This is a genomic window from Lysobacter sp. Soil_C_15 (assembly GCF_057657315.1).
The window spans coordinates 366,697-385,478 of the sequence record NZ_JBDGIR010000003.1 but is presented as its reverse complement, the minus strand read 5'-3'; the positions used below and the strand labels follow the sequence as shown (position 1 = coordinate 385,478).

The following is an 18,782-nucleotide window of genomic DNA, read 5'->3' as shown; positions in this document are numbered from 1 at the left end:
CGGGATTTTCGTTTCTGCGCCTGCCGCTGCGGCCGCGGCGGCGTCGTCACTCGCGCCGCCAGTCCTCGCCGAACGCCGCACCCAGGCCTTCGTAGGCTTCGCGCTGGGCCTGGGTTTCCGGCTTGGGCGCCAGCACCTCCAGCTCGACGATCTGGTCGCCGGACGGGCTGCCCGGCAGGCCGCGGCCGCGCAGGCGCAGCTTGCGTCCGGCCTCGGAGGCGGCGGGAATCTTCAACTCGACCGCGCCGCCCAGGGTCGGCACGCTGACCGTGGCGCCGAGCGCGGCCTCCCAGGGCGCCAGCGGCAGCACGTGGATCACGTTGCGGCCGTCGACTTCGAACTGCGGATGAGCGGCGTACTCGATTTCCAGCAGCAGGTCGCCGTGCGCGCCCTGCCCGGCCAGACGGATCAGCTGGCCCGGGCGGATGCCCTTGGGCACGCGCACGTCCAAGGTCTTGTTGTTGATCGAAATGCGCACGCTGCCGCCGTCGTAGACGGTTTCCAGCGACACCGCCAGCTTGGCCCGGGTGTCGCCGCGCGGCGGCGCGCTGCGACCGGCCTGGCCGGCGAAACCGCCGCCGGCCGAGCGGCCGCGGCCGAACAGGTTCTCGAAGAAGTCGCTGAAACCGCCGCCCGCGCCGCCGCCGGCGAAGATCTCCTCGAAATCGACCCCACCGCCGCCGTAGCCGCCGCCGAACCCGCCCGGGGGCGGCTGCACCTCGTCGCCGGGCCGGTAGCCGCGCGCGCGCAACTGATCGTAGGCGGCGCGCTTGGCCGGGTCGCGCAGCGCCTCGTAGGCCTCGTTGACGGCCTTGAACTTGTCTTCCGCCCCGGCCTCCTTGCTGACGTCGGGGTGATACTTGCGCGCCAGGCGCCGATAGGCCGTCTTGATCTCGGCCTCGCCCGCGCTCGGCTCCAGGCCGAGGGTTTCGTAATAATCCTTGAACTGCATCGCTCGCTCCCGACTCGCAACCGCCAGCGCCGGCGTACTGAACTCACGCCGCGTTGACGCATCATTAAGCGGACAGCATGGCGGCGCCGGGCGCGATTTCAAGTCGCCTTGACGCGGCATTAGCGCCGCCTGCCTAGACTCGACCCCATCACAGGAGAAACCCATGAGCATCCAGGTCGGCGAACGCCTGCCCGAAGTCGTACTCAAGCGCATCAACGACGGCGTCGAGAGCGTGGATACCCGCGCCCTGTTCGACGGCCGCAAGGCCGTGCTGTTCGCCGTGCCCGGCGCTTTCACCCCGACCTGCTCGGAAAAGCACCTGCCCGGCTTCGTCGAGCACTTCCAGCAGTTCCGCGACAAGGGCATCGAAGTGGCCTGCATGGCCGTCAACGACCCCTTCGTCATGCAGGCCTGGGCCCAGAGCCAGCACGTGCCCGACGGGCTGATGATGCTGTCCGACGGCAACGGCGACTTCACCCGCGCGCTCGGCCTGGAACTGGACGCCAGCGCCTACGGCATGGGCGTCCGCGCCAAGCGCTTCGCCCTGTACGCCGAAGACGGCGTGGTCAAGCAACTCCACGTCGAGGCGCCCGGCGAATACAAGGTGTCTTCGGCCGAGCACCTGCTCGCATCGATCTGACCCGGTCCGCGGCCGCGCGACCGGTTCGCGCGGCCGCCGTACTTCCTTCCCCCTAGCGCGCCGAGGTCCACCGCCCCAGTTTCCCCACCGCCAGGAGGCCGCCATGCCTGCCAAGCCCATGCGCAAGAACGATGCGTCCGCGTTCGTCACCGACCTTGCGACCATCCGCGCCCGCGCCCGCCAGCACATCGAGGACGGCGCGATCACCGCCAGCTACACCGCCGACCGCGCCGCGGTGATCAAGCTGCTCAACGAAGCCCTGGCGACCGAGATCGTCTGCGTGCTGCGCTACAAGCGCCACTACTTCATGGCCAGCGGCCTGATGGCCGACGCGGTCAAGGCCGAATTCCTCGAGCACGCCAACGAAGAACAGGCCCACGCCGACCGCATCGCCGAGCGGATCGTGCAACTGGGCGGCGAGCCCGACCTCAACCCCGACGTGCTGTCCAGGCACGCCCATGCCGAGTACGTCGAAGGCAGCGACCTGCGCGACATGGTCAAGGAGGACCTGGTCGCCGAACGCATCGCCATCGACAGCTATCGCGAGATCATCCGCTTCGTCGGCGACCGCGACACCACCACCAAGCGGCTGATGGAAGACATCCTGGCCCAGGAAGAGGAGCACGCCGACGAACTGGCCGACCTGCTCGACGGCTGGACCGGCAAGTAGGCGCCTGTAGGAACGGCGTGAGCTGCCGAGGCGGCGTACGCAAACACTCTTTCCGCAGCTCGGACGATTGGCGAGTTCTGCCGCTGCCGGGCTTCGGATGACACGCTGTCGAACACCGCTACGGCGGGTCGCGGCTCACGCCGCTCCTGCGAGAGCCTGCTCGGCGAACAGGCCGCGACCGAGTTCGAACGCGGTCCGCAACTGCGCGGCGGCCTCTTCCGGACGGGTGTGCAGCAGCAACTCCGAGGTCCGCACCTGCGCGCCGCAGTAGTCGAAGATGCCGTGGTCGATCTGGGTCTTCATCGCCGCCTCGTAGCCGTGCTTGGCGTAGGTGCCCCGGCCGGCGCCGCCGACGCCGATCAGGTGCACCTTCAGCCGCTGCAGTTTCTTCACTACCCGGCCGTCGGTCTCGTCGTAGGCCCAGCCGTTGGCGAACACGCGGTCGATCCAGCCCTTGAGCAGGGCCGGCATCGACCACCAGTACACCGGAAACACCAGCGCCAGGGCGTCGGCGCGGTCGATCCGCGCCTGTTCGGCGCGCACGTCGGCCGGCGCGTCGGCGCGCCGATAGAAGCCCTCGATGTCGCCGGCGTTGAAGCGCGGGTCGAAGCCTTCGGCGGCCAGATCGGCGGTTTCGGCGCGGTGGCCCGATTCGGCCAGGCCGGCGGCGAGGCGGGCGGCGACGGCGTGGGTCAGCGATTGCGGGTCGGGGTGGGCGACGACGATGAGAGCTTGCATGGCAGGCCCTGAGTTGAAATTACCAAAAGTAACTTACCTTAAGTAAGCTACGATTGGTACATTTCCCTGTCAAGCTCGGATGCCGACCGATTGCGTCGGCCCCCTGGCCGCCTAGACTGCGCGGCATGGACCGTCAAAGCGAAATCGCCCGCCTGCGCCGACGCCTGGAACGCGACCACTGGCCGCGCCTGCAGATGAGCCTGATCGTGCTGGCGCGGTCGGCTTCCTGGCCTCCTACGCCCTGCTCGCCGCCGGGGTCGACGCCATGGCGCTGCGCTATCCGCTCGCCGCCGCCGGGGCCTACCTGGCCTTCCTCGCCCTGCTGTGGACCTGGGCGCGGACCCGCGACCACGATGCCTGGAGCGAAGCCGACCCGACCGAGATCGGTTTCGACGCGGGCAACGGGCGGCCGGCAACGCAAACCGCTGACGCCGGCGACTGGGATCTGTCAGCGGCCGACGCCGGCGACGAAGCGGCCTGGGTCTTGGCGGCGCTGGCCGTGGCGCTGTGCGCCGTGCTCGCCGCGCTGTGGGTGATCTGGATCGCGCCGGCCCTGATGGCCGAGCTGATCCTCGACGTCGCCCTGGCCGGCGGCCTGTACCGTCGCCTGCGCCGGATCGAAACCTCGCATTGGCTGAGCACGGCGCTGCGCCGCACCGCCCTGCCGTTCCTGATCATCGCCGCGATCGCCGCCGGCGCCGGCGCGGCGGGCGCCGCCTATGCGCCGGGCGCGCAGACCTTCGGCGATGTGCTGGCGGCCTGGCACGGCGCGGGTTGAGCGCCCCCAACGCGCGCCCTCGGCAACGCCGCTCCTACAACAATCTCGGCGTCGCGCTCAGCGCAGCACCTTGAACCGCACCCTAGACCAGGCGCCGGTATCGGCCAGCGCGGTCAGCACGTGCTCGCCGGGTTCGCCGAAGTCGTGTTCGAGTCGTCCCCTGCCCTGCGATTCGCCGATCAGGCGGCCGTCGAGCAGCCAGCGCACCCGCGCCTCGCTGCCGAGCGCGCGCACCGACAGGCGCAAAGGCGCCTGGCTGCCGGGCGCGCGCGCCAGCGTGGCCTGGTCGTCGACGCCCTCGATGCGCAGTTCCTCGACCGCGTCGCGGCCGTCGTCGCTGCAGTCCGGCGCCAGCGCCGGCAACTGCGAGGCGCGGCGGGTCTGCGCCGGCAGCCAAGGCGAGGCCAGCGCCGGCCAGCGGGCGATCTCGCGCGGCTCGCGGCGGTGCGGCCGCGCGCATTCGGCGGACAGGCGCAGGCCGCTGTCGGCATCGGCTTCGAAACGCTCCACGCCTGCGCTCCACAAGCGCGCATCGCGTTCGGCGAAGGTCGGCGGCACCGAGCCGTCCAGGGTCCAGGCCTGCATCCGGCGCTGGCACAGCCCCGGCGTCTGCGGGTCCGGCGGCAGGCCCAGCGGCCAGCAGACTTCGATCTGCTCGACCCCGCGCGGCGGCGGGCGCAGTGCGGCATCGCCGCGCTGGCGCGGCAGGCTGTCGACCACTTCGAACAGCAACGGCAAGGCGGTGACCGCGCCGTACTGGCCCGGCAGCGGCGTGCCGTCCGGCCGCCCGACCCAGACCCCGACCGTGTAGCGGCGCGTGCTGCCCAGGGCCCAGGCGTCGCGGAAGCCGTAGCTGGTGCCGGTCTTCCAGGCCACCCGCGGCCGGCCCTGCGGATCGAAGGTCTGCTCGACGCTGCCGGGGCGCGGATTGGCCTCGAGTATCTCGCGCACGATCCAGGCCGCGCCCGGCGACAGCAGGCGCCGGTCCAGGCGCGGCGCGTCGCGGCGATAACGCACCCGCCCGGCGACGCCGTTGCGGTTGAACGCGGCATAGGCGCCGACCAGGTCTTCCAGGCGCGCGCCGGTGCCGCCGAGGATCATCGCCAGGTTCGGCGCGGCGCCGCGCGGCCAGTGCAGGTCGATGCCGGCATGGGCCAGGCGCGCGGAAAAGCGCGACGGTCCGACCCGTTCCAGCAGATCCACCGCCGGCACGTTCAAGGACAGGCGCAGCGCGGTCGCCGCGCCGACCGGGCCGTTGAAGGCGGCGTCGAAGTTGCCCGGGCGATAGCCGCCGAAGGCCTGCGGCGCGTCGACGAAGAGGCTTTCGGAATGGATCAATCCGTCGTCCAGGGCCAATCCGTACAGGAACGGCTTCAGGGTCGAACCCGGCGAGCGCCAGGCCTGGACCATGTCGACGTGGCCCAGCCGCGCCGCGTCGCCGAAGGTCACCGAGCCGACGTAGGCGCGCGCTTCCAGGCTGGCGTTGTCGACCACCAGCAGCGCCGCCGAGGTGCGTTCGGGCAAGGTCGAGAAGTACGCCGACACCCGGTCCTCCAGGGTGCGCTGCAATTCCAGGTCGACGGTCGAGACGATCCGCGCCGTCTTCGGGTCCTGGCTGCGCAAGCGTTGCGCCAGCAGCGGCGCGTAGCGCGGCGGCTGCAGCGAGCGCGCCACCACCGGCTCGACCCGCGCATCGGCGACCTCGGCCGGCGTCCACACCCCCAGCGCGGCCATCCGCGCCAGCACCTTGTCGCGGGCGATCCGCGCGCGCTCGGGCTCGCGGTCCGGACGCAGCCGGCTGGGCGACTGCGGCAGCACGGTCAGCAGCGCCGCCTCGGCGTGCGACAGGCGCGCCGAGGGCTTGCCCAGATAGGCCCAGCTCGCCGCCTCCACTCCTTCGACGGTACCGCCGAACGGCGCCCGGTCCAGGTACAAGGCCAGGATCTCGCGCTTGGACAGGTGCGCTTCCAACTGCAGGGCGCGCAGCACCTGGCGCAGCTTGGCGCCGAGGCTGCGCCGGCCCTCGCCGGGACGCGGGTCGAGAATGCGCGCGACCTGCATGGTCAGGGTCGAGCCGCCCGACACCACCCGTCCGCTGCGCAGCCACTGTCCGGCCGCGCGCAGCATCGCCAGCGGATTGATGCCCGGGTGCTGCCAGAACCAGCGGTCTTCGTAGTTCAGCAGCGCCTGCAGGTACAGCGGCGACACCTTCGAGGCCTCGACCGGATAGCGCCACACGCCGTCGCGGTCGGCGAACGCTCGCAACGGCGTGCCGTCGGCGGCGACCACCACCGCGCCGGCGTCGCGCGGCTGCGGCAGCGGCAAGGGGAACAGCAGGTCGAGCAGCATCGTTGCGGTCAGCAGCGACAGCGCCAGCAGTAGCGCCTGCAGCAAACGCCGGCGCAGCCGCGTGCGGCGCGGCACGGCGGCTGCGCGAGCGGTGTCGACGGCGGAAGCGGACGGCGCGGACGGCATGGCGAGGACGGCTGGGAGACAGATCGACAAAGGGCGCGAAGCGAAGCCTAGCGCCGAGCGGGACGGCGCGGCGCGAAGCGCCGGCAGACCGACGGATTCGATCCGGCGCATCCGCCCGGCGAACGCGCAGCGCAACGACGCCAGAGACGCCGGCCCGGCCTCAGCGCCGGCCGCGCTCGGCGACTGCGCGCCGCACGGGCCGCGTCAAGCGCGCTGGCGGCGGCGATGCCCTGCCGCCTCGCCTGCGCCGGCCGCGGCGCTTAGCCCGCGGTATTGATCGCGACAATGTCCAGCTTGCCCTCGCTGAGCAACAGCACCAGGTTCTGGCCGCCGTCGCCCTGGCTCTGGGCCACGTCGACGCGGGCGTCGATGATCCGGTCGCCATGGCCCTCTTCGCGGTCCTCGTCGGGGTCGAAGACGATGTTCAGGCTGTACTTCTCGCCGTCCGGCGCCGGCGTCACCACCCCGTGGCCGCCGGCGGAATCGCGCTTGAGCGGCTTGGCGACGGTCGCGGCGATCGCCGCGGCGTACAGGTCGGCGCGGTCCTTCGGGAACAGGTCCTGGAAGTGGGCCTGGGCGGTGGCGCGGTCGATCTTGCCGCCGGTCTTCTTAGCCACCGCTTCCAGCGGGGTGTCGTAGATCGGCCAGTAGCTGACGTCGAGCGGGAAGCGCAGCGCGTCCAGCACCACGCCGCGATCCCCGGACGCGAACGCCGCGCCGAGCGGCCTGAGCAGGTTGACCACGCGCTGCTCGACGGTCTCGTGGCCGGCCTGGGCCAGACCCTTGCCGTCCCAGGCATAGACGTAATAGCCGACGGTCTTGGGCCGCGCGGCGCTGCAGATGTCGGGCTCTTCGACGTAGAGCTTGCCGTGCTCGATCTTGCGCGCGAACGCGCAGAAGTCCGGCAGGCCCGCCGCCGGCAGCAACTGCGCGCCCTGCGGACGCGACATCGCCACCGCCAGGCGCCAGTTCGCGGCCAGGGTCGCGTCGGGCGTGCCCTCGCCATAGCCGATCACGACATCGTCGACGCCGTCGCCGTCGAGGTCGCCGAGCAGATGGGTATGGCCCAGGCGCTGGAAATCCGGTTCGGCCTTGCGCAGCGCGGCGAAGGCGCGCTCGGCGATTTGTTGTTTGCTCAGCGCCGGCGCGGCGGCCGCAGCGCCGGTCGCCGTCGCCGCGGTCGCGTGGGCGGCCGCATCGGCTTGCGCCGGTGCGGCGGTCGCGGCCTGTCCGCCGCCCTGGCAGGCGCCCAGGCCGAGGATCAGGGCCAATGTCGGAATCAGCGCGGGGGAATGTCGCATGTTCGCTCCTTGCGTTCGTTGCCTTCGTTGCCCGCTCGGGCCGCGGCGGCTGGCCGCGGCACGTGCGAGGCGGGAGAAATCCTTACTGGCTTTCGCTGTCGAAGCCGCTGTGGTCGAGCAGGTACAGCCGGCCCTGGATCAGCAGGAACCGGACCGAGTAGCCGACCCCGTCGCCCTGCGGCCATTCCAGCGTGGCGACCGCGTCGTTGACCGTGTCGCCGGCGCCGAGTTCGGCCAGTTCGCCTTCCGGTTTCAGGTTCACGTGCAGCTTGCGCTCGCCGCGCGCGCCGCCGGGCGACGCCAGCGCCCGGGTCGCCACGAGCTCGTTGTCGCTGGAGCGCCGGAAGCTCTGGTCCGAAAGCGCCTCGACCGCGGCGATGAACTCGGCCCGGCGCCTAGGGTCGTCGAACAGCGGATCCGGCGCGCCCGGCGCGTCTGCGGCCGCGACCGGCCCCGGCCGCAGGAACTCGGCCGCGTCGGCGCTGCGGCCGCTGCGCAGCGCCTGGGCCAGTTCGCCCAGTTGGGCCTGGATCTGCTCCTCGTTGGAGCGCTCGGCGACCAGGCGCAGCCCCTGCCCGGTCCATTCGTATTCGTAATGAGCGTCGGTGCGCGGGAACGGAATCATGCAGGCTTCCAGCGAATCGACCCGCAGCCGGCCGCGCTCGATGCCGCGCACGGCCGCGCAATAGCGGAACAAATCCGGATCGTCGCGCTGCAGTTCCAGGCCGGCGCCGCGCATCAGCAGCACCCGCACGTTGTTGGCGACGTGGCGCATCGCACCCTCCTCGCCGATGCCGTATTCGACCGCGACGTCGTCGCGGCCGTCGCGGTCCAGGTCGCCGAAGGCGAACTGGGTGTAGTAGTCGTCGAAGTCCGGATCGTCCTGGCGCAACACCGCTTCGGCGGCCGCCTGCAACGGCGGCACCGGCGCCGGAGCGACCGCTTCGGCCTCCGCCGGTCCGGGCTGCGGCGGATCGGCGGTCGCCACCGCCGCCGCGGGCTCCGACGGCGTCGGAGCCGGCACCGGAGCGCTGTCCGGCGCGCCGGCATCGGAGCGCGCGCAGGCGCTCAATCCCAGCAGCAGGGCCAGCGCACCGGCCGCGACCACGCTCGCCGGCGGCGCGCGCGGACGGGCCGGCGCGACGGGAAGCGCGCGGCCTCCCGTCGCCGATTCCGCCGCGGTCACGGCTGGCGTACCGTCAGCGCCGACGGCACCGCCTTGCCCACCCCGCGCAGGTCGGGACGGTACATGTCCTCGACCAGCGACGGCGGCACCGTGTAGGTGCCCGGCGTCACCGCGCGCACCAGGTAGAACACCCGCGCGGTCTGGTTCTGCTCCAGCTTCAGCGCGGCCACGTAGCGGTCGTCGCGGAACTCCTCGTGGCGCACTTCGGCGGCGCTGCCGCGCTCGGAGATTTCGATCCCGTCCACGACCACGCCGGCCCATTGCTTGGCGTCGCCGAGGTTGAAGTTCTCGATCTCCAGGCCCGCCGGCAGCAGGTCGGTCAGCAGCGCGTCGGGCATGGCGCGGTGGGCCTTGATCGTGACCTGGACGATCAAGGCCTCGCCCTCGACCAGGCTGCCGCCGCTCCAGTCCTTGCCCTCGGTGGTGTAGTACTTGCGCCCGACCTCGATCTGCGAGGCGTCGGGCGCCGGCGCACTGCGCGGAACGCCGGCCACTTCCATGCTCGCGTACAGCGGCGGCTGGCCGGTCGGTGCGAAGCTGACCCCGCGCGCCAGGGCGGCGTAGTCGAACAGGCGCCCGATCAGCTTGCCCGGATCGGCGTCGGAGCCGACCTCGCCGACGTTCCAGCGGCCGCCGATCTGCTTGCCCTGGTCGGCCATCAAGGCCTTGCCCAGGCGCGCCAGCGCGACCTGCTCCTGAGTGCTCAGCCACAGCCAGCCGCTGTTGCGGCGGGCGTCGAGCTCGCGTCCCATCGCCACGCTGCGCGCGTCGTACTCCGGCCGCGCCAGCTTGTGCTCGTGGACCAGGGCGATCATCAGCGCGTCGTCGCGCAGGCGGCTGCCGTAGTCGCCCAGGTACTCCGGACGATCGCTGGCGTCGCGGGCGAAACCTTCCTTGATCGCCTTGGCGCCGCGGGTCTTGTCGCCCTGCAGGCTCAGCGCCAGACCCAAGTGGACCAGCGGCAGGCCGGTCAGGCTGTGCTTGCGGTCGTTGTCGTACAGCGCGCGCAAGGTGCCCAGCGGCGCCCGGTTGACCCGCGCCAGCACGTAACCGGCCTGGGCCTGGTAGGCGAACTTCAGATGCTCGCGGCGATCGTAGCCATAGAACGAGGCGTTGCCCGAGAGCAGGTCCTCGTTGAGCACCTTGAGGGCCTTCTGCAGCATGGACTCCGGCACGGCGAAGCCGCCGTCGCGGGCGTCGAGCAGGAACTCGACGATGTACGGGGTCAGGCCCGGATTGACGTAGTCGCCGTCGCCCCACATCGAGAAGTGGCCGGAGCCGATCTGCATCGCCGCCAGGCGACCGAACGCGCCTTCCATGCGCGCGCGCCGCTGCTTGGCGTCCAGGCCCTTGGCGCCGAGCATCTTGGCCGTGGCTTCGTCGAGTTCGAGCGCGGCGTAGCCCTTGCTGGTGGTCTGCTCGGCGCAGCCGTAGGGGTACTCCAGCGCGCCCTGCAGCGCGCTGGCGAAGGGAATCGGCGGCAGCGCGCTGACCACCATGCGGGCGTTGACCGAATCCGGCATGAGGCCCTCGGCCAGGTCGGCGCCGAGCTGGACCGCACCCAGTTCGTCCAGCACCCGGGTGCGCGAGCGCAGCACCGACGGCCAGGCCGGGCGCACCGGCACGTCGTAGCGACGGTCGACCTGGTAGCCGTTGCCGTCGACCCGCACCCGCACCTGGGCGGTGGTATAGCCCTCGCGCGCCACGACCGGGAAGGTCAGGGTCTTCTTGGCCTCAACCCCGAGCGAGAGCTTGCGTTCGCCCTCGCTCAGCGCCAGCGGGCCGATGCCCTCGACCTTGACCGAGAACTCGCCCGGCTTGCCGGTGAAGTTCTGCACGTCCAGGGTCACGTTGCTCTTGTCGCCCGGCGCCAGCACCCGCGGCGTGCTCGCCTCGGCCAGCACCGGCGCGCGCACCACGGTCTCGGCGTCGCGGTTGCCGTAGCTGCCGCCGGCATAAACCAGGGCCGAGACGCGCAAGGTGCCGTTGAAATCGGGCACGCGCAGCTTGACCCGCGCATTGCCCTTGGCGTCGAGCTTGACCGGCCCGGCGAACAGGTCGACGGTCTGCACCCGCGCGGTCGGCCGCCGCGCCTGCGGCAGGGCCAGCAAAGCCATGTCGCCGCCGAAGCGGATCTTGGCGGTGTCGCCTTCGTAGCTCTCGATCACCCGGCCGTAGACGTCGTAGCTGTCGACGCCGAGGCGGCGCTGGGCGAAGAAGTGCGCGGCCGCGTCCGGCACCGCGAAGCGGGTGATATTGAGGATGCCCAGGTCGACCGCGGACACGGTGACGTAAGCGTCCTTGCCGGCCAGCTGCGGCGCGCTGACGGTGACCGGCAGGTCCTGCTCGGGACGCATCAGCTTGGGCACGTTGAGGCCGACCGCGACCTTGCGCGCGCGCCGGTCCATCGGCACGTGGGCGACGCCGACCGCGCGCGCCGGGGTGATCTTGCTCGGCGCGCTGCCGCCGCGGAATACCAGCGCGGTGACGTAGACGTCGTGGCGCTCCCAGTCGGCGGTGACCGGAATCTCGAACTTGCTGCCGGCCTTGGCCTGGATCTCCTGCACGTACAGCATGCGGTCGGTTTCGACCATCAGCAGGCCGGGGCCTTCGTGCGGCGGGGTCAGGGTCACCTGAAGGGTGTCGCCGGCCTGGTAGCCGGTCTTGTCCAGGGCCAGCTTGACCTTGTCCGGGCGCGCGTCGAGGCCGCGGTTCTGGTCGTCCCAGCTCCAGCCGGCGCGGAACGGATAGCGCGTGGTCAGGCGCGTCGCCGGGTCGTACACGTCGAGCCGGTACTCGCCCCATTCGACCGGGAAATCGATCTTCTGCGGCGCCGCGCCGGCGTCGAGGGTGCGCACCTGCACGTCCTCGTAGCGGCGGGTGAAGTCGTAGTCCCAGCCGCCGTCGTCGTCGTGGTTCCAGTGGTAGTCGCGGTGCTCGCGCACCAGGGTCACGCGCAGGCCCTTGCCCGGGCGCGGCTTGCCGTCGCTGCCGACGCGGGCGATCTCGAAGCCGGCGTTGCTGTCGGTGGCGGCGCCGTCCTTGTCGTCGAACAGCGGGCGCACGCCGACCAGCGCATCGGCCGGCCACAGCACCCGCTTGAGGCTGCGGTTGACGCTGCGGCCGCCGGTCTCGTAGACGCTGCCGGTGACGATCGCGGCGATGGTGCTGACCGGCTTGGCCTCGTCCGGCAGGGCGATGTCCTGCTCGAGCTTGCCGTCCGCGCCGAGGGTGGTGTCGACCACGTCCTTGGCCTCCTTCGGCAGGCTCAGGGTCGGGTCGCCGAAGAAGTAGCCGGGCAGTTGTTCCAGCGGGTGCTGTTCGACCGTCACCGCGAGCTTGGCGGTGAAGCGGTTACCGGCCGCGGGCGCGCCGTACAGATAGGCCGCGTCGACGCCGAGCTTGAACGGCTGGCCCGGGCGCAGCACCTCCGGCGCCTTCAGGTCGAGCTTGAGCCGCTCGGGCAGGAATTCCTCGATCCGCAGGGTCATGCCCTGCACCGCTTCCTTGCTCGCCGGGTCGGTGCGGAACTCGACCCGCCAGCGGCCGGTGGCGGCGTCGACCGGAATCGCCTGGGCATGGCGCACATAGCCTTGCGGGTCGGGCTGCAGGCGGGTTTCCAGGAAGGTCTTGCCGTCCGGCTGGACGTAGCGCAGGAACACCGGCTGCAGGGGCTTGCCCTTGGTGTCGACCGGCTTTCCGTCCTGGTCGCGCAACAGCGCCGACAGGCGCACGGTCTCGCCGGGGCGGTACAGGTCGCGGCCGGACCAGGCGAACACGTCGAACCAGGCCTGCTCGCGGCCGGCGACGGCGAACTCGGACAGGTCCAAGGCCGGCTGGTTGAACGGCAGCATCGACACGTCGCTGCCGCGCTGGGCGATCAGCACGTGGCCGGCATCGAGCCGGTAGCCGAGCATGGCGTTGCCGTTGCGGTCGGTCTCGCCCTTCAGCGCCGGCTCGCCCTGGGCGTTGAGCACCTTGAGTTCGACCCCGCCGACCGCCTTGCCGGTTTCCAGCGAGGCGACGTGGACGAACAGCTTGTCCTTGTAGGCGCGGGCATGCAGGCCGAGGTCGCTGACGGTGAAGAACGCGGTCTCGAACTCGTCCTTGAACTGGCCGGCGCGCTTCATCACAGCGAAGTACAGGCCCGGCTCCTGCAGTTCCTTGATGTCCTGCAGCGGCAGGTAGGTCAGCACCCGCTCGTTGGGCTTGCCGCCGAGCACGAAGCGGTTGACGTAGACCGGTTCGGCCAGCTTGGACAGCGGCTTCTTGTCGTCCCAGTCGCGCTCCAGTTCCCAACTGCCGCGGCGGCCGCCGCGCTGGTACTCGGCGAAGAACTTCGGCAGTTCCTTTTCCTTGACCCGCAGGAACTCGACGTCGACCTCGGGCACGTTGATCGACACCACCGGCAGGCCGCGGCTGTCGCGCGCCGGCAGCACGCTGCCCTGCGAGGCGAAACCGACCACCGGCTCCAACGGCCCGGTATAGACCTCCTTGCGGATTTCCTGGCCGATCCGGTCGCCGGCCGCGGCGGTCAGCCCGGCCTTGATCGTGACCGCATAGTCCTTGCTCGCCTCCACGTGCGGGAAGCGCAGGATCTTGCCGTCGTCGTCCAGCACCCAGCTGCCCTGCACCGCCGCGCCGTTCTTGTCGGCGACCGCGATCAGCTCGTCGAAGCTCTGGGTGCCGACCAGCGGCTGGCTGAATTCCAGGGCGATCGCCAGTTCGTCGCGCTTCTGGTCCGGATAGGCGGCGACCAAGCCGAAGCCCTTGACCGCTTCGCGCTTGGCCTGGATCGCCTCGCCGCTGGTTTCCGGCAACTGGCCGGCGCTGTCGCGCTTGCAGCCGGCGACCAGCGCGGTCGCGGCGATCAGCAGCGCGGCCAGGCCGCGGATGGCGCAGCGCCGGGCGCTGCGGGGCGGCGTCGGCCGCGGGTGAGGTTGCATCGGGGATCCGTCCTGGCCGTGCGAGCGCATCGTGCGTGTCCTTGCAGAAACTGCGACGAGTATAGAGCGGGCTTGGTGATCGACAACCGTTGTTTGCGGTCCGCCCTGACGATCGGTTGCGGCGTTCGCGCGCATCGCCGGATCGATCGCGCCGGCCGAACTCGGCCGCACGCGCCCACCGCTTCGGCGCGCTCCGATCGCGCTCGGGCAGCGCGCCCCTGGCCGCCGGCGCGAGCGATGCATCGACCGCGGTGTCGGCGAGCGCGCTGCGCCGGTCTGCGCAGGGCGGGGTAAAGCCGTCGTACCCACGTCCCCGGAGTCGCCTGCCCGTCGATCGTGGACCTCGGCCGTCGCCGCTCGCGCCGGACGCCCGCTCGACGATCCGGACACCGGCCGAGCGCAGCGACGCGATCGGCCCGATCGGACTCGGCCCGGCGACGCTGCGCGGCGACCGCGGATGCGGCGCCCCCCTATCGGGTGTGGGCGGCGCCGGCTCCGGCCATGCCGGTTGCGCCGCCGTCACGAACCGGGCCGCGCTGCAGCCGGCTCGCCGTCCGCCGGCGACCGGTCCGTCCGCCCGGTGCGTCCGCGCAGCCGCGCGAGCGAATACGAAAGCCGATTCGCCCGCTCATGCCCAAAGATAATGATTGCGGCCTGCGAGGCCGATTGCAGAATCGCCCGGACCCGCATCACAAGCGCCTCTGGAAACTCGCTCGGATTCGGAAACTGCGACATCGCACGAATCCGGCGCGCCCCCGGCCAAGCGTGCCTCGATGCGGAAAACCGCGCAAAAACCGGACAAATCCGCTCGCGATCACATTCGAAAATCCGATCCGTTGCATAACCGGGCGCGCAGCGGACGCAATACATTGCTGCGGCGCAGCATATTACTCGAAACATTATTACATCGGCTTCGCGCGGCAGAACCCAACCGCCAAACCGCGCAAAGCCGATGACAGAACGATTTCAGACGAAATCATGTTGCGGCGCAGCCCGCACAGGTCGCATTCGCTATGTGACCTCCGTAGCCGCCGTTGACGGCTTTTTCGCCCCGCCCCTAGCGTGCCGTCCGCCGCGCGACGCGTCAGCGCGGTATCCGCACGAAGTTCGCCGGCGCAGGCGCTGAGGCAGGGACTGCCATGCGCGTCGTCGCGCGACGGGCTACGGGGGAGCGGATGCACGAGCAATGAGAGCCGGCCGCGCCCGCGGCCTCCATCCAACTCGTTTCGGGGGTTACACCAGTGAATCGCTACGTATCGCCGAGCCTGCATGCCCTGTCCTTCGCCCTGTCGCTCGCGCTCGTCTCCGGCGCCGCCGGCGCCGCCCAGCGCGTGGACCTGCACAGCAAGGACGTCGCCAAGCTCAACCAGCAGTACCGTGCCGCCGTCGCCAAGTCCGGCGCCGCCGCCAAAGCCAACGTGCGCCACGCCGAACTGATCGCGCTCGACGCCGACTCCTCGCTGGTCCAGCTCAAGAGCAGCCAGGACGGCAACGGCGTGCGCAACTACCGCTACCAGCAGACCTTCCGCGGCGTGCCGGTGTTCGGCGAGCACGTGGTGGTCAGCGAAGACGCCCAGGGCAACGTGCGCAGCCTGTTCGGCCGCTCGATCGAAGGCCTGGCCGCCGAACTGCCGGCCGCCGCGCCGAAGCTGAGCTCGGCCCAGGCGCTGAGCGTGGCCAAGAGCGCCGTGCTGGGCAAGCGCGCCTCGGCGCTGCAGACCCGCAACGAAAGCAGCCGTCAGATGATCTACATCGACGACAACGGCCGCGCCCACATGGCCTACGTGGTCAACTACTTCGCCGACGCCGCCAAGGGCGGCGAGCCGACCCGTCCGTTCGTCATCGTCGACGCCAACAGCGGCAAGGTCCTCAAGCAGTGGGAAGGCCTGAACCACGCCCTGATCGGCACCGGCCCGGGCGGCAACCAGAAGACCGGCCAGTACGAGTACGGCACCAACTACGGCTACAACGACGTCGCGCAGAGCGGCAGCACCTGCACGATGAACAACGCCAACGTGAAGACCGTGAACCTCAATCACGGCACCAGCGGCAGCACGGCGTTCTCGTACACCTGCCCGCGCAACACGGTCAAGACCATCAACGGCGCCTACTCGCCGCTGAACGATGCGCATTACTTCGGCAAGGTCGTGTTCGACATGTACAACAGCTACGTCGGCCTGCCGCCGCTGACGTTCCAGCTGACCATGCGCGTGCACTACAGCAACAGCTACGAGAACGCGTTCTGGGACGGCTCGGCGATGACCTTCGGCGACGGCGCCACGCGCTTCTACCCGCTGGTCAGCCTGGACGTGTCGGCGCACGAGGTCTCGCACGGCTTCACCGAGCAGCAGTCGGGCCTGATCTATTCGGGCCAGTCGGGCGGCATCAACGAAGCCTTCTCCGACATCGCCGGCGAAGCGGCCGAATTCTTCATGAAGGGCAGCAACGACTACCTGGTCGGCGCGCAGATCTTCAAGGCCACCGGCGCGCTGCGCTACATGGACGACCCGACCCGCGACGGCCGTTCGATCGGCCACGCCAGCAACTACACCAGCGGCATGGACGTGCACTACTCGTCCGGCGTGTACAACCGCGCGTTCTACCTGCTGTCGAAGAAGGCCGGCTGGGATACGCCGAAGGCGTTCAAGGCCTTCGCCAAGGCGAACAAGGACTACTGGACCCCGAGCACCGACTTCAACAACGGCGCCTGCGGCGTCGAGAAGGCGGCCACCGACCTGGGCTACACCGTGGCCGACGTCTCCGACGCGTTCCTGACCGTCGGCGTCGACTGCCCCGGCGGCCCGGGCCCGGGTCCGGGCACCACGTACACCAACGGCACCGACTACGCGATCAACGACAACGCCACCGTCGACAGCCCGATCACGGTCTCCGGCCGCACCGGCAACGCCCCGACCAACGCCTCGGTCTCGGTGAACATCATCCACACCTATCGCGGCGACCTGAAGGTCGACCTGGTGGCGCCGGACGGTTCGCTGTACAACATCACCAACCGCAGCGGCGGCAGCGCCGACAACGTCACCGGCACTTACACGTTCAACCTCTCCAGCGAACCGCTCAACGGCACCTGGAAGCTGCGCGTGAACGACAACGCCAACCTCGACACCGGCCGCATCGATACGTGGAGCATCACGTTCTGATCTCGGCGGACGTCTAAGGCTGCGTGAGAGACCCCGGCTTCGGCCGGGGTTTCTTTTGTGCCGGCCGGCCCGGGGCTGCTCGGGACTCGGGACTCGGGACTCGGGACTCGGGATTCGGGATTCGGGATTCGGGATTCGGGTTCCTGGTTCCTGGTTCCTGTTCCATCCTAGTTTCTAGTCCCTGCCTCGGGAATCGCGATTGGCATCGGCGTCGGAACCGGGATCGGAGCCGGATGGAGGTCGCGGCGAAGGGCTTCCAAGCCGCAGCGAATCCGCAAGCGCCCTCCCGCTTTCCGCAAGCCGACGATTCCCCCCCTTTGAAAAAGAGAGGCCAGGGGGATTGGCTTTAAGCCGCGCCGAACCAAGCAGCCGCGGCGCGGGCCTCAGAACCGAACGATCGGCTTGAACCCGCCGAAAATCATCCGCTTCATGTCGAACGGCATCGACTCCGGCGCCATCCCGTCCAGGCGCGGATCCTTCATCACCAGCGCATTGACCTTGTCGCGATGCTTGCGCGACTTGAACACGATCCACGAGAACGCCACCGTCTCGTCGGGCTTGAGCTTCACGCTCTGCGGAAATGAGGTGGTTTTCCCGGGCTTGACGTCGTCGGCGATCGTTTCGACGTACTGCAACGCGCCATGCTCCATCCAGATCTTGCCGGCCTTGCGCGCCAGCTTGCGGTAGGCCGCGACATTGGCCTTCGGCACCGGCAGGACATAACCATCGACGTAGCTCATCACTCCTCCGATCGGGGGCGCCCCCGTAGTCAGGAACCGGACGGCGCCGCCGCATCGGCGCCGCCGCGCATCGCCACCATAGCGCCATGCGCCGGTGCCGGCCGCGAACTGCGGCACAGCAACGCGCCGGCAAGGGCGGCTCGTCTCCACGACGAACCGGGCCGGCGAAATTCGACATGCCGTTGCCTGCGTGGGACGCCGCCCTGCAAGGGCCGACGCCGCATAGCAAAACGCCGCCTGCAGGCGGCGTTTTCTGAATGCGAGAATCGCGGTCTACTCGCTGGTTTTCGCTTCGGTTTTCGCATCGGCCTTGGCCACCGCCTCGACCTGAATGCGCAGGGTCACGCCCATGTCGAAGCCCCAGTCCTTGCCCGCGTCCATGCCGAACTGGTCGCGCTGGAACTGAGCGTACGCGTCGGCGCCGCAGAACTCGCGCTTGAGCATCGGATGCGGCATGCACTTGAACTTGTTGATCTTCAGTTCCACCGGCCGGGTCACCCCGCGCAGGGTCAGCTCGCCGACCACCTTGGTCGGCGCGCCGTTCTCGAAGCCGGCCAGCTTGCCCTTGTAGGTCGCGGTCGGGAACTTGGCGGTATCGAACAGGTCCGGCTTGTTGGCGTGCTCGTTCATGCCGTCGTGGCCGAAGTCGATGCTGGTGGTGTCGACCACGATCTCGACCGTGCCGGTGCCGGCTTGCTTGTCCAGCACCACGCTGCCCTTGGACTTGTTGAACTTGCCGCGCCACACCGACACCCCCATGTGGTCGGCCTCGAAGCTCGGATAGGTGTGGCTGGGCTCGATCTCGTAGGTGGTCGGCGCGGCCGTCGCGGCGCCGGCGGCGAGGACGAACGGGGTAGCAAGGCAAAGCGCGAGCTGGTTCATGGGGCAGTCCCGTGGCGGAAGTCGCAGCACGCTAGCACCGCGCCGGCGACCGCGGCAATCGCCCCTCACCGTAGGAGCGGCGTACCACGGGACTTCCTACGGTCGTAAGCCCGACAGCCAGAGCGCTTTACCCAGGCGCAACATCCGAAGCCCGGATGCCCCCGGACCATCGACGCCGCATGCGTGAGCTTCGCAAGCGAAGCTCAGGTAAGCCGCCTTGGCTGGCGCGGCTGGTGCCGCTCCCACAAGAGTTCGACCGCAACGAAAAACGCCGCCCGAGGGCGGCGTTTTTCGCGATCGCGCTACGCCATCAGGC

At 70.2% G+C, this 18,782-nt stretch carries 13 protein-coding genes; 4 read left to right on the top strand and 9 right to left on the bottom strand.

Going from position 1 to position 18,782, the window contains the following annotated elements:
- Positions 1 to 46: 46 nt before the first annotated feature.
- Positions 47 to 952, bottom strand: a complete 906-nt coding sequence (locus AC3A57_RS09625) for a DnaJ C-terminal domain-containing protein (RefSeq protein ID WP_487578707.1) — start codon at positions 950 to 952, stop codon at positions 47 to 49.
- Positions 953 to 1,115: 163 nt separating this feature from the next.
- Here AC3A57_RS09625 and AC3A57_RS09620 point away from each other — a divergent pair, with 163 nt between their 5' ends.
- Positions 1,116 to 1,592, top strand: coding sequence for a redoxin family protein (locus AC3A57_RS09620; protein ID WP_487578706.1), 477 nt, complete (start codon positions 1,116 to 1,118; stop codon positions 1,590 to 1,592).
- Positions 1,593 to 1,710: 118 nt separating this feature from the next.
- Positions 1,711 to 2,262 (top strand): ferritin-like domain-containing protein, encoded by a 552-nt coding sequence (locus AC3A57_RS09615; RefSeq protein ID WP_487578843.1) that lies wholly within the window; start codon positions 1,711 to 1,713, stop codon positions 2,260 to 2,262.
- A gap of 135 nt (positions 2,263 to 2,397) precedes the next feature.
- On the opposite strand, the gene AC3A57_RS09610 is transcribed toward AC3A57_RS09615, so the two are convergent.
- Complete coding sequence (locus AC3A57_RS09610; RefSeq protein ID WP_487578705.1) at positions 2,398 to 3,000, bottom strand: NAD(P)H-dependent oxidoreductase; 603 nt, start codon at positions 2,998 to 3,000, stop codon at positions 2,398 to 2,400.
- 265 nt (positions 3,001 to 3,265) lie between these two features.
- On the opposite strand from AC3A57_RS09610, the gene AC3A57_RS09605 reads away from it, so the two are divergent.
- Complete coding sequence (locus AC3A57_RS09605) at positions 3,266 to 3,778, top strand: hypothetical protein (protein WP_487578704.1); 513 nt, start codon at positions 3,266 to 3,268, stop codon at positions 3,776 to 3,778.
- A gap of 57 nt (positions 3,779 to 3,835) precedes the next feature.
- Here AC3A57_RS09605 and pbpC read toward each other — a convergent pair whose 3' ends face one another.
- The 5 genes from pbpC to AC3A57_RS09580 form a co-directional block, all read right to left on the bottom strand.
- Positions 3,836 to 6,253: a penicillin-binding protein 1C gene (gene pbpC / locus AC3A57_RS09600; protein ID WP_487578703.1), complete on the bottom strand. Its 2,418-nt coding sequence runs from the start codon at positions 6,251 to 6,253 to the stop codon at positions 3,836 to 3,838.
- Between the two features lie 260 nt (positions 6,254 to 6,513).
- On the bottom strand, positions 6,514 to 7,554 hold the full coding sequence (locus tag AC3A57_RS09595; protein ID WP_487578702.1) for a hypothetical protein: 1,041 nt from the start codon (positions 7,552 to 7,554) through the stop codon (positions 6,514 to 6,516).
- A gap of 82 nt (positions 7,555 to 7,636) precedes the next feature.
- Complete coding sequence (locus AC3A57_RS09590) at positions 7,637 to 8,740, bottom strand: hypothetical protein (protein WP_487578701.1); 1,104 nt, start codon at positions 8,738 to 8,740, stop codon at positions 7,637 to 7,639.
- Complete coding sequence (locus AC3A57_RS09585; protein ID WP_487578700.1) at positions 8,737 to 13,686, bottom strand: alpha-2-macroglobulin family protein; 4,950 nt, start codon at positions 13,684 to 13,686, stop codon at positions 8,737 to 8,739. Before AC3A57_RS09585 ends, AC3A57_RS09590 begins: the two co-directional genes overlap by 4 nt.
- Positions 13,687 to 14,205: 519 nt before the next feature.
- Complete coding sequence (locus AC3A57_RS09580; protein WP_487578699.1) at positions 14,206 to 14,421, bottom strand: hypothetical protein; 216 nt, start codon at positions 14,419 to 14,421, stop codon at positions 14,206 to 14,208.
- Between the two features lie 506 nt (positions 14,422 to 14,927).
- Here AC3A57_RS09580 and AC3A57_RS09575 point away from each other — a divergent pair.
- Complete coding sequence (locus tag AC3A57_RS09575; RefSeq protein WP_487578698.1) at positions 14,928 to 16,844, top strand: M4 family metallopeptidase; 1,917 nt, start codon at positions 14,928 to 14,930, stop codon at positions 16,842 to 16,844.
- Positions 16,845 to 17,227: 383 nt separating this feature from the next.
- On the opposite strand, the gene AC3A57_RS09570 is transcribed toward AC3A57_RS09575, so the two are convergent.
- Both AC3A57_RS09570 and AC3A57_RS09565 read right to left on the bottom strand, forming a co-directional pair.
- Positions 17,228 to 17,584, bottom strand: a complete 357-nt coding sequence (locus AC3A57_RS09570) for a DUF1428 domain-containing protein (RefSeq protein ID WP_487578842.1) — start codon at positions 17,582 to 17,584, stop codon at positions 17,228 to 17,230.
- 273 nt (positions 17,585 to 17,857) lie between these two features.
- Entirely contained in the window at positions 17,858 to 18,466 is a 609-nt protein-coding gene (locus AC3A57_RS09565) for a YceI family protein (RefSeq protein WP_487578697.1), read from the bottom strand.
- Between the last annotated feature and the right edge of the window lie 316 nt (positions 18,467 to 18,782).

What these genes read in the sequence shown, in the direction of transcription:
- AC3A57_RS09625 (WP_487578707.1), bottom strand. Translation starts at nt 952, where the DNA reads ATGCAGTTCAAGGATTATTACGAAACCCTCGGCCTGGAGCCGAGCGCG.
- AC3A57_RS09620 (WP_487578706.1), top strand. Translation starts at nt 1,116, where the DNA reads ATGAGCATCCAGGTCGGCGAACGCCTGCCCGAAGTCGTACTCAAGCGC.
- AC3A57_RS09615 (WP_487578843.1), top strand. Translation starts at nt 1,711, where the DNA reads ATGCGCAAGAACGATGCGTCCGCGTTCGTCACCGACCTTGCGACCATC.
- AC3A57_RS09610 (WP_487578705.1), bottom strand. Translation starts at nt 3,000, where the DNA reads ATGCAAGCTCTCATCGTCGTCGCCCACCCCGACCCGCAATCGCTGACC.
- AC3A57_RS09605 (WP_487578704.1), top strand. Translation starts at nt 3,266, where the DNA reads ATGGCGCTGCGCTATCCGCTCGCCGCCGCCGGGGCCTACCTGGCCTTC.
- pbpC (WP_487578703.1), bottom strand. Translation starts at nt 6,253, where the DNA reads ATGCCGTCCGCGCCGTCCGCTTCCGCCGTCGACACCGCTCGCGCAGCC.
- AC3A57_RS09595 (WP_487578702.1), bottom strand. Translation starts at nt 7,554, where the DNA reads ATGCGACATTCCCCCGCGCTGATTCCGACATTGGCCCTGATCCTCGGC.
- AC3A57_RS09585 (WP_487578700.1), bottom strand. Translation starts at nt 13,686, where the DNA reads ATGCAACCTCACCCGCGGCCGACGCCGCCCCGCAGCGCCCGGCGCTGC.
- AC3A57_RS09580 (WP_487578699.1), bottom strand. Translation starts at nt 14,421, where the DNA reads ATGTCGCAGTTTCCGAATCCGAGCGAGTTTCCAGAGGCGCTTGTGATG.
- AC3A57_RS09570 (WP_487578842.1), bottom strand. Translation starts at nt 17,584, where the DNA reads ATGAGCTACGTCGATGGTTATGTCCTGCCGGTGCCGAAGGCCAATGTC.
- AC3A57_RS09565 (WP_487578697.1), bottom strand. Translation starts at nt 18,466, where the DNA reads ATGAACCAGCTCGCGCTTTGCCTTGCTACCCCGTTCGTCCTCGCCGCC.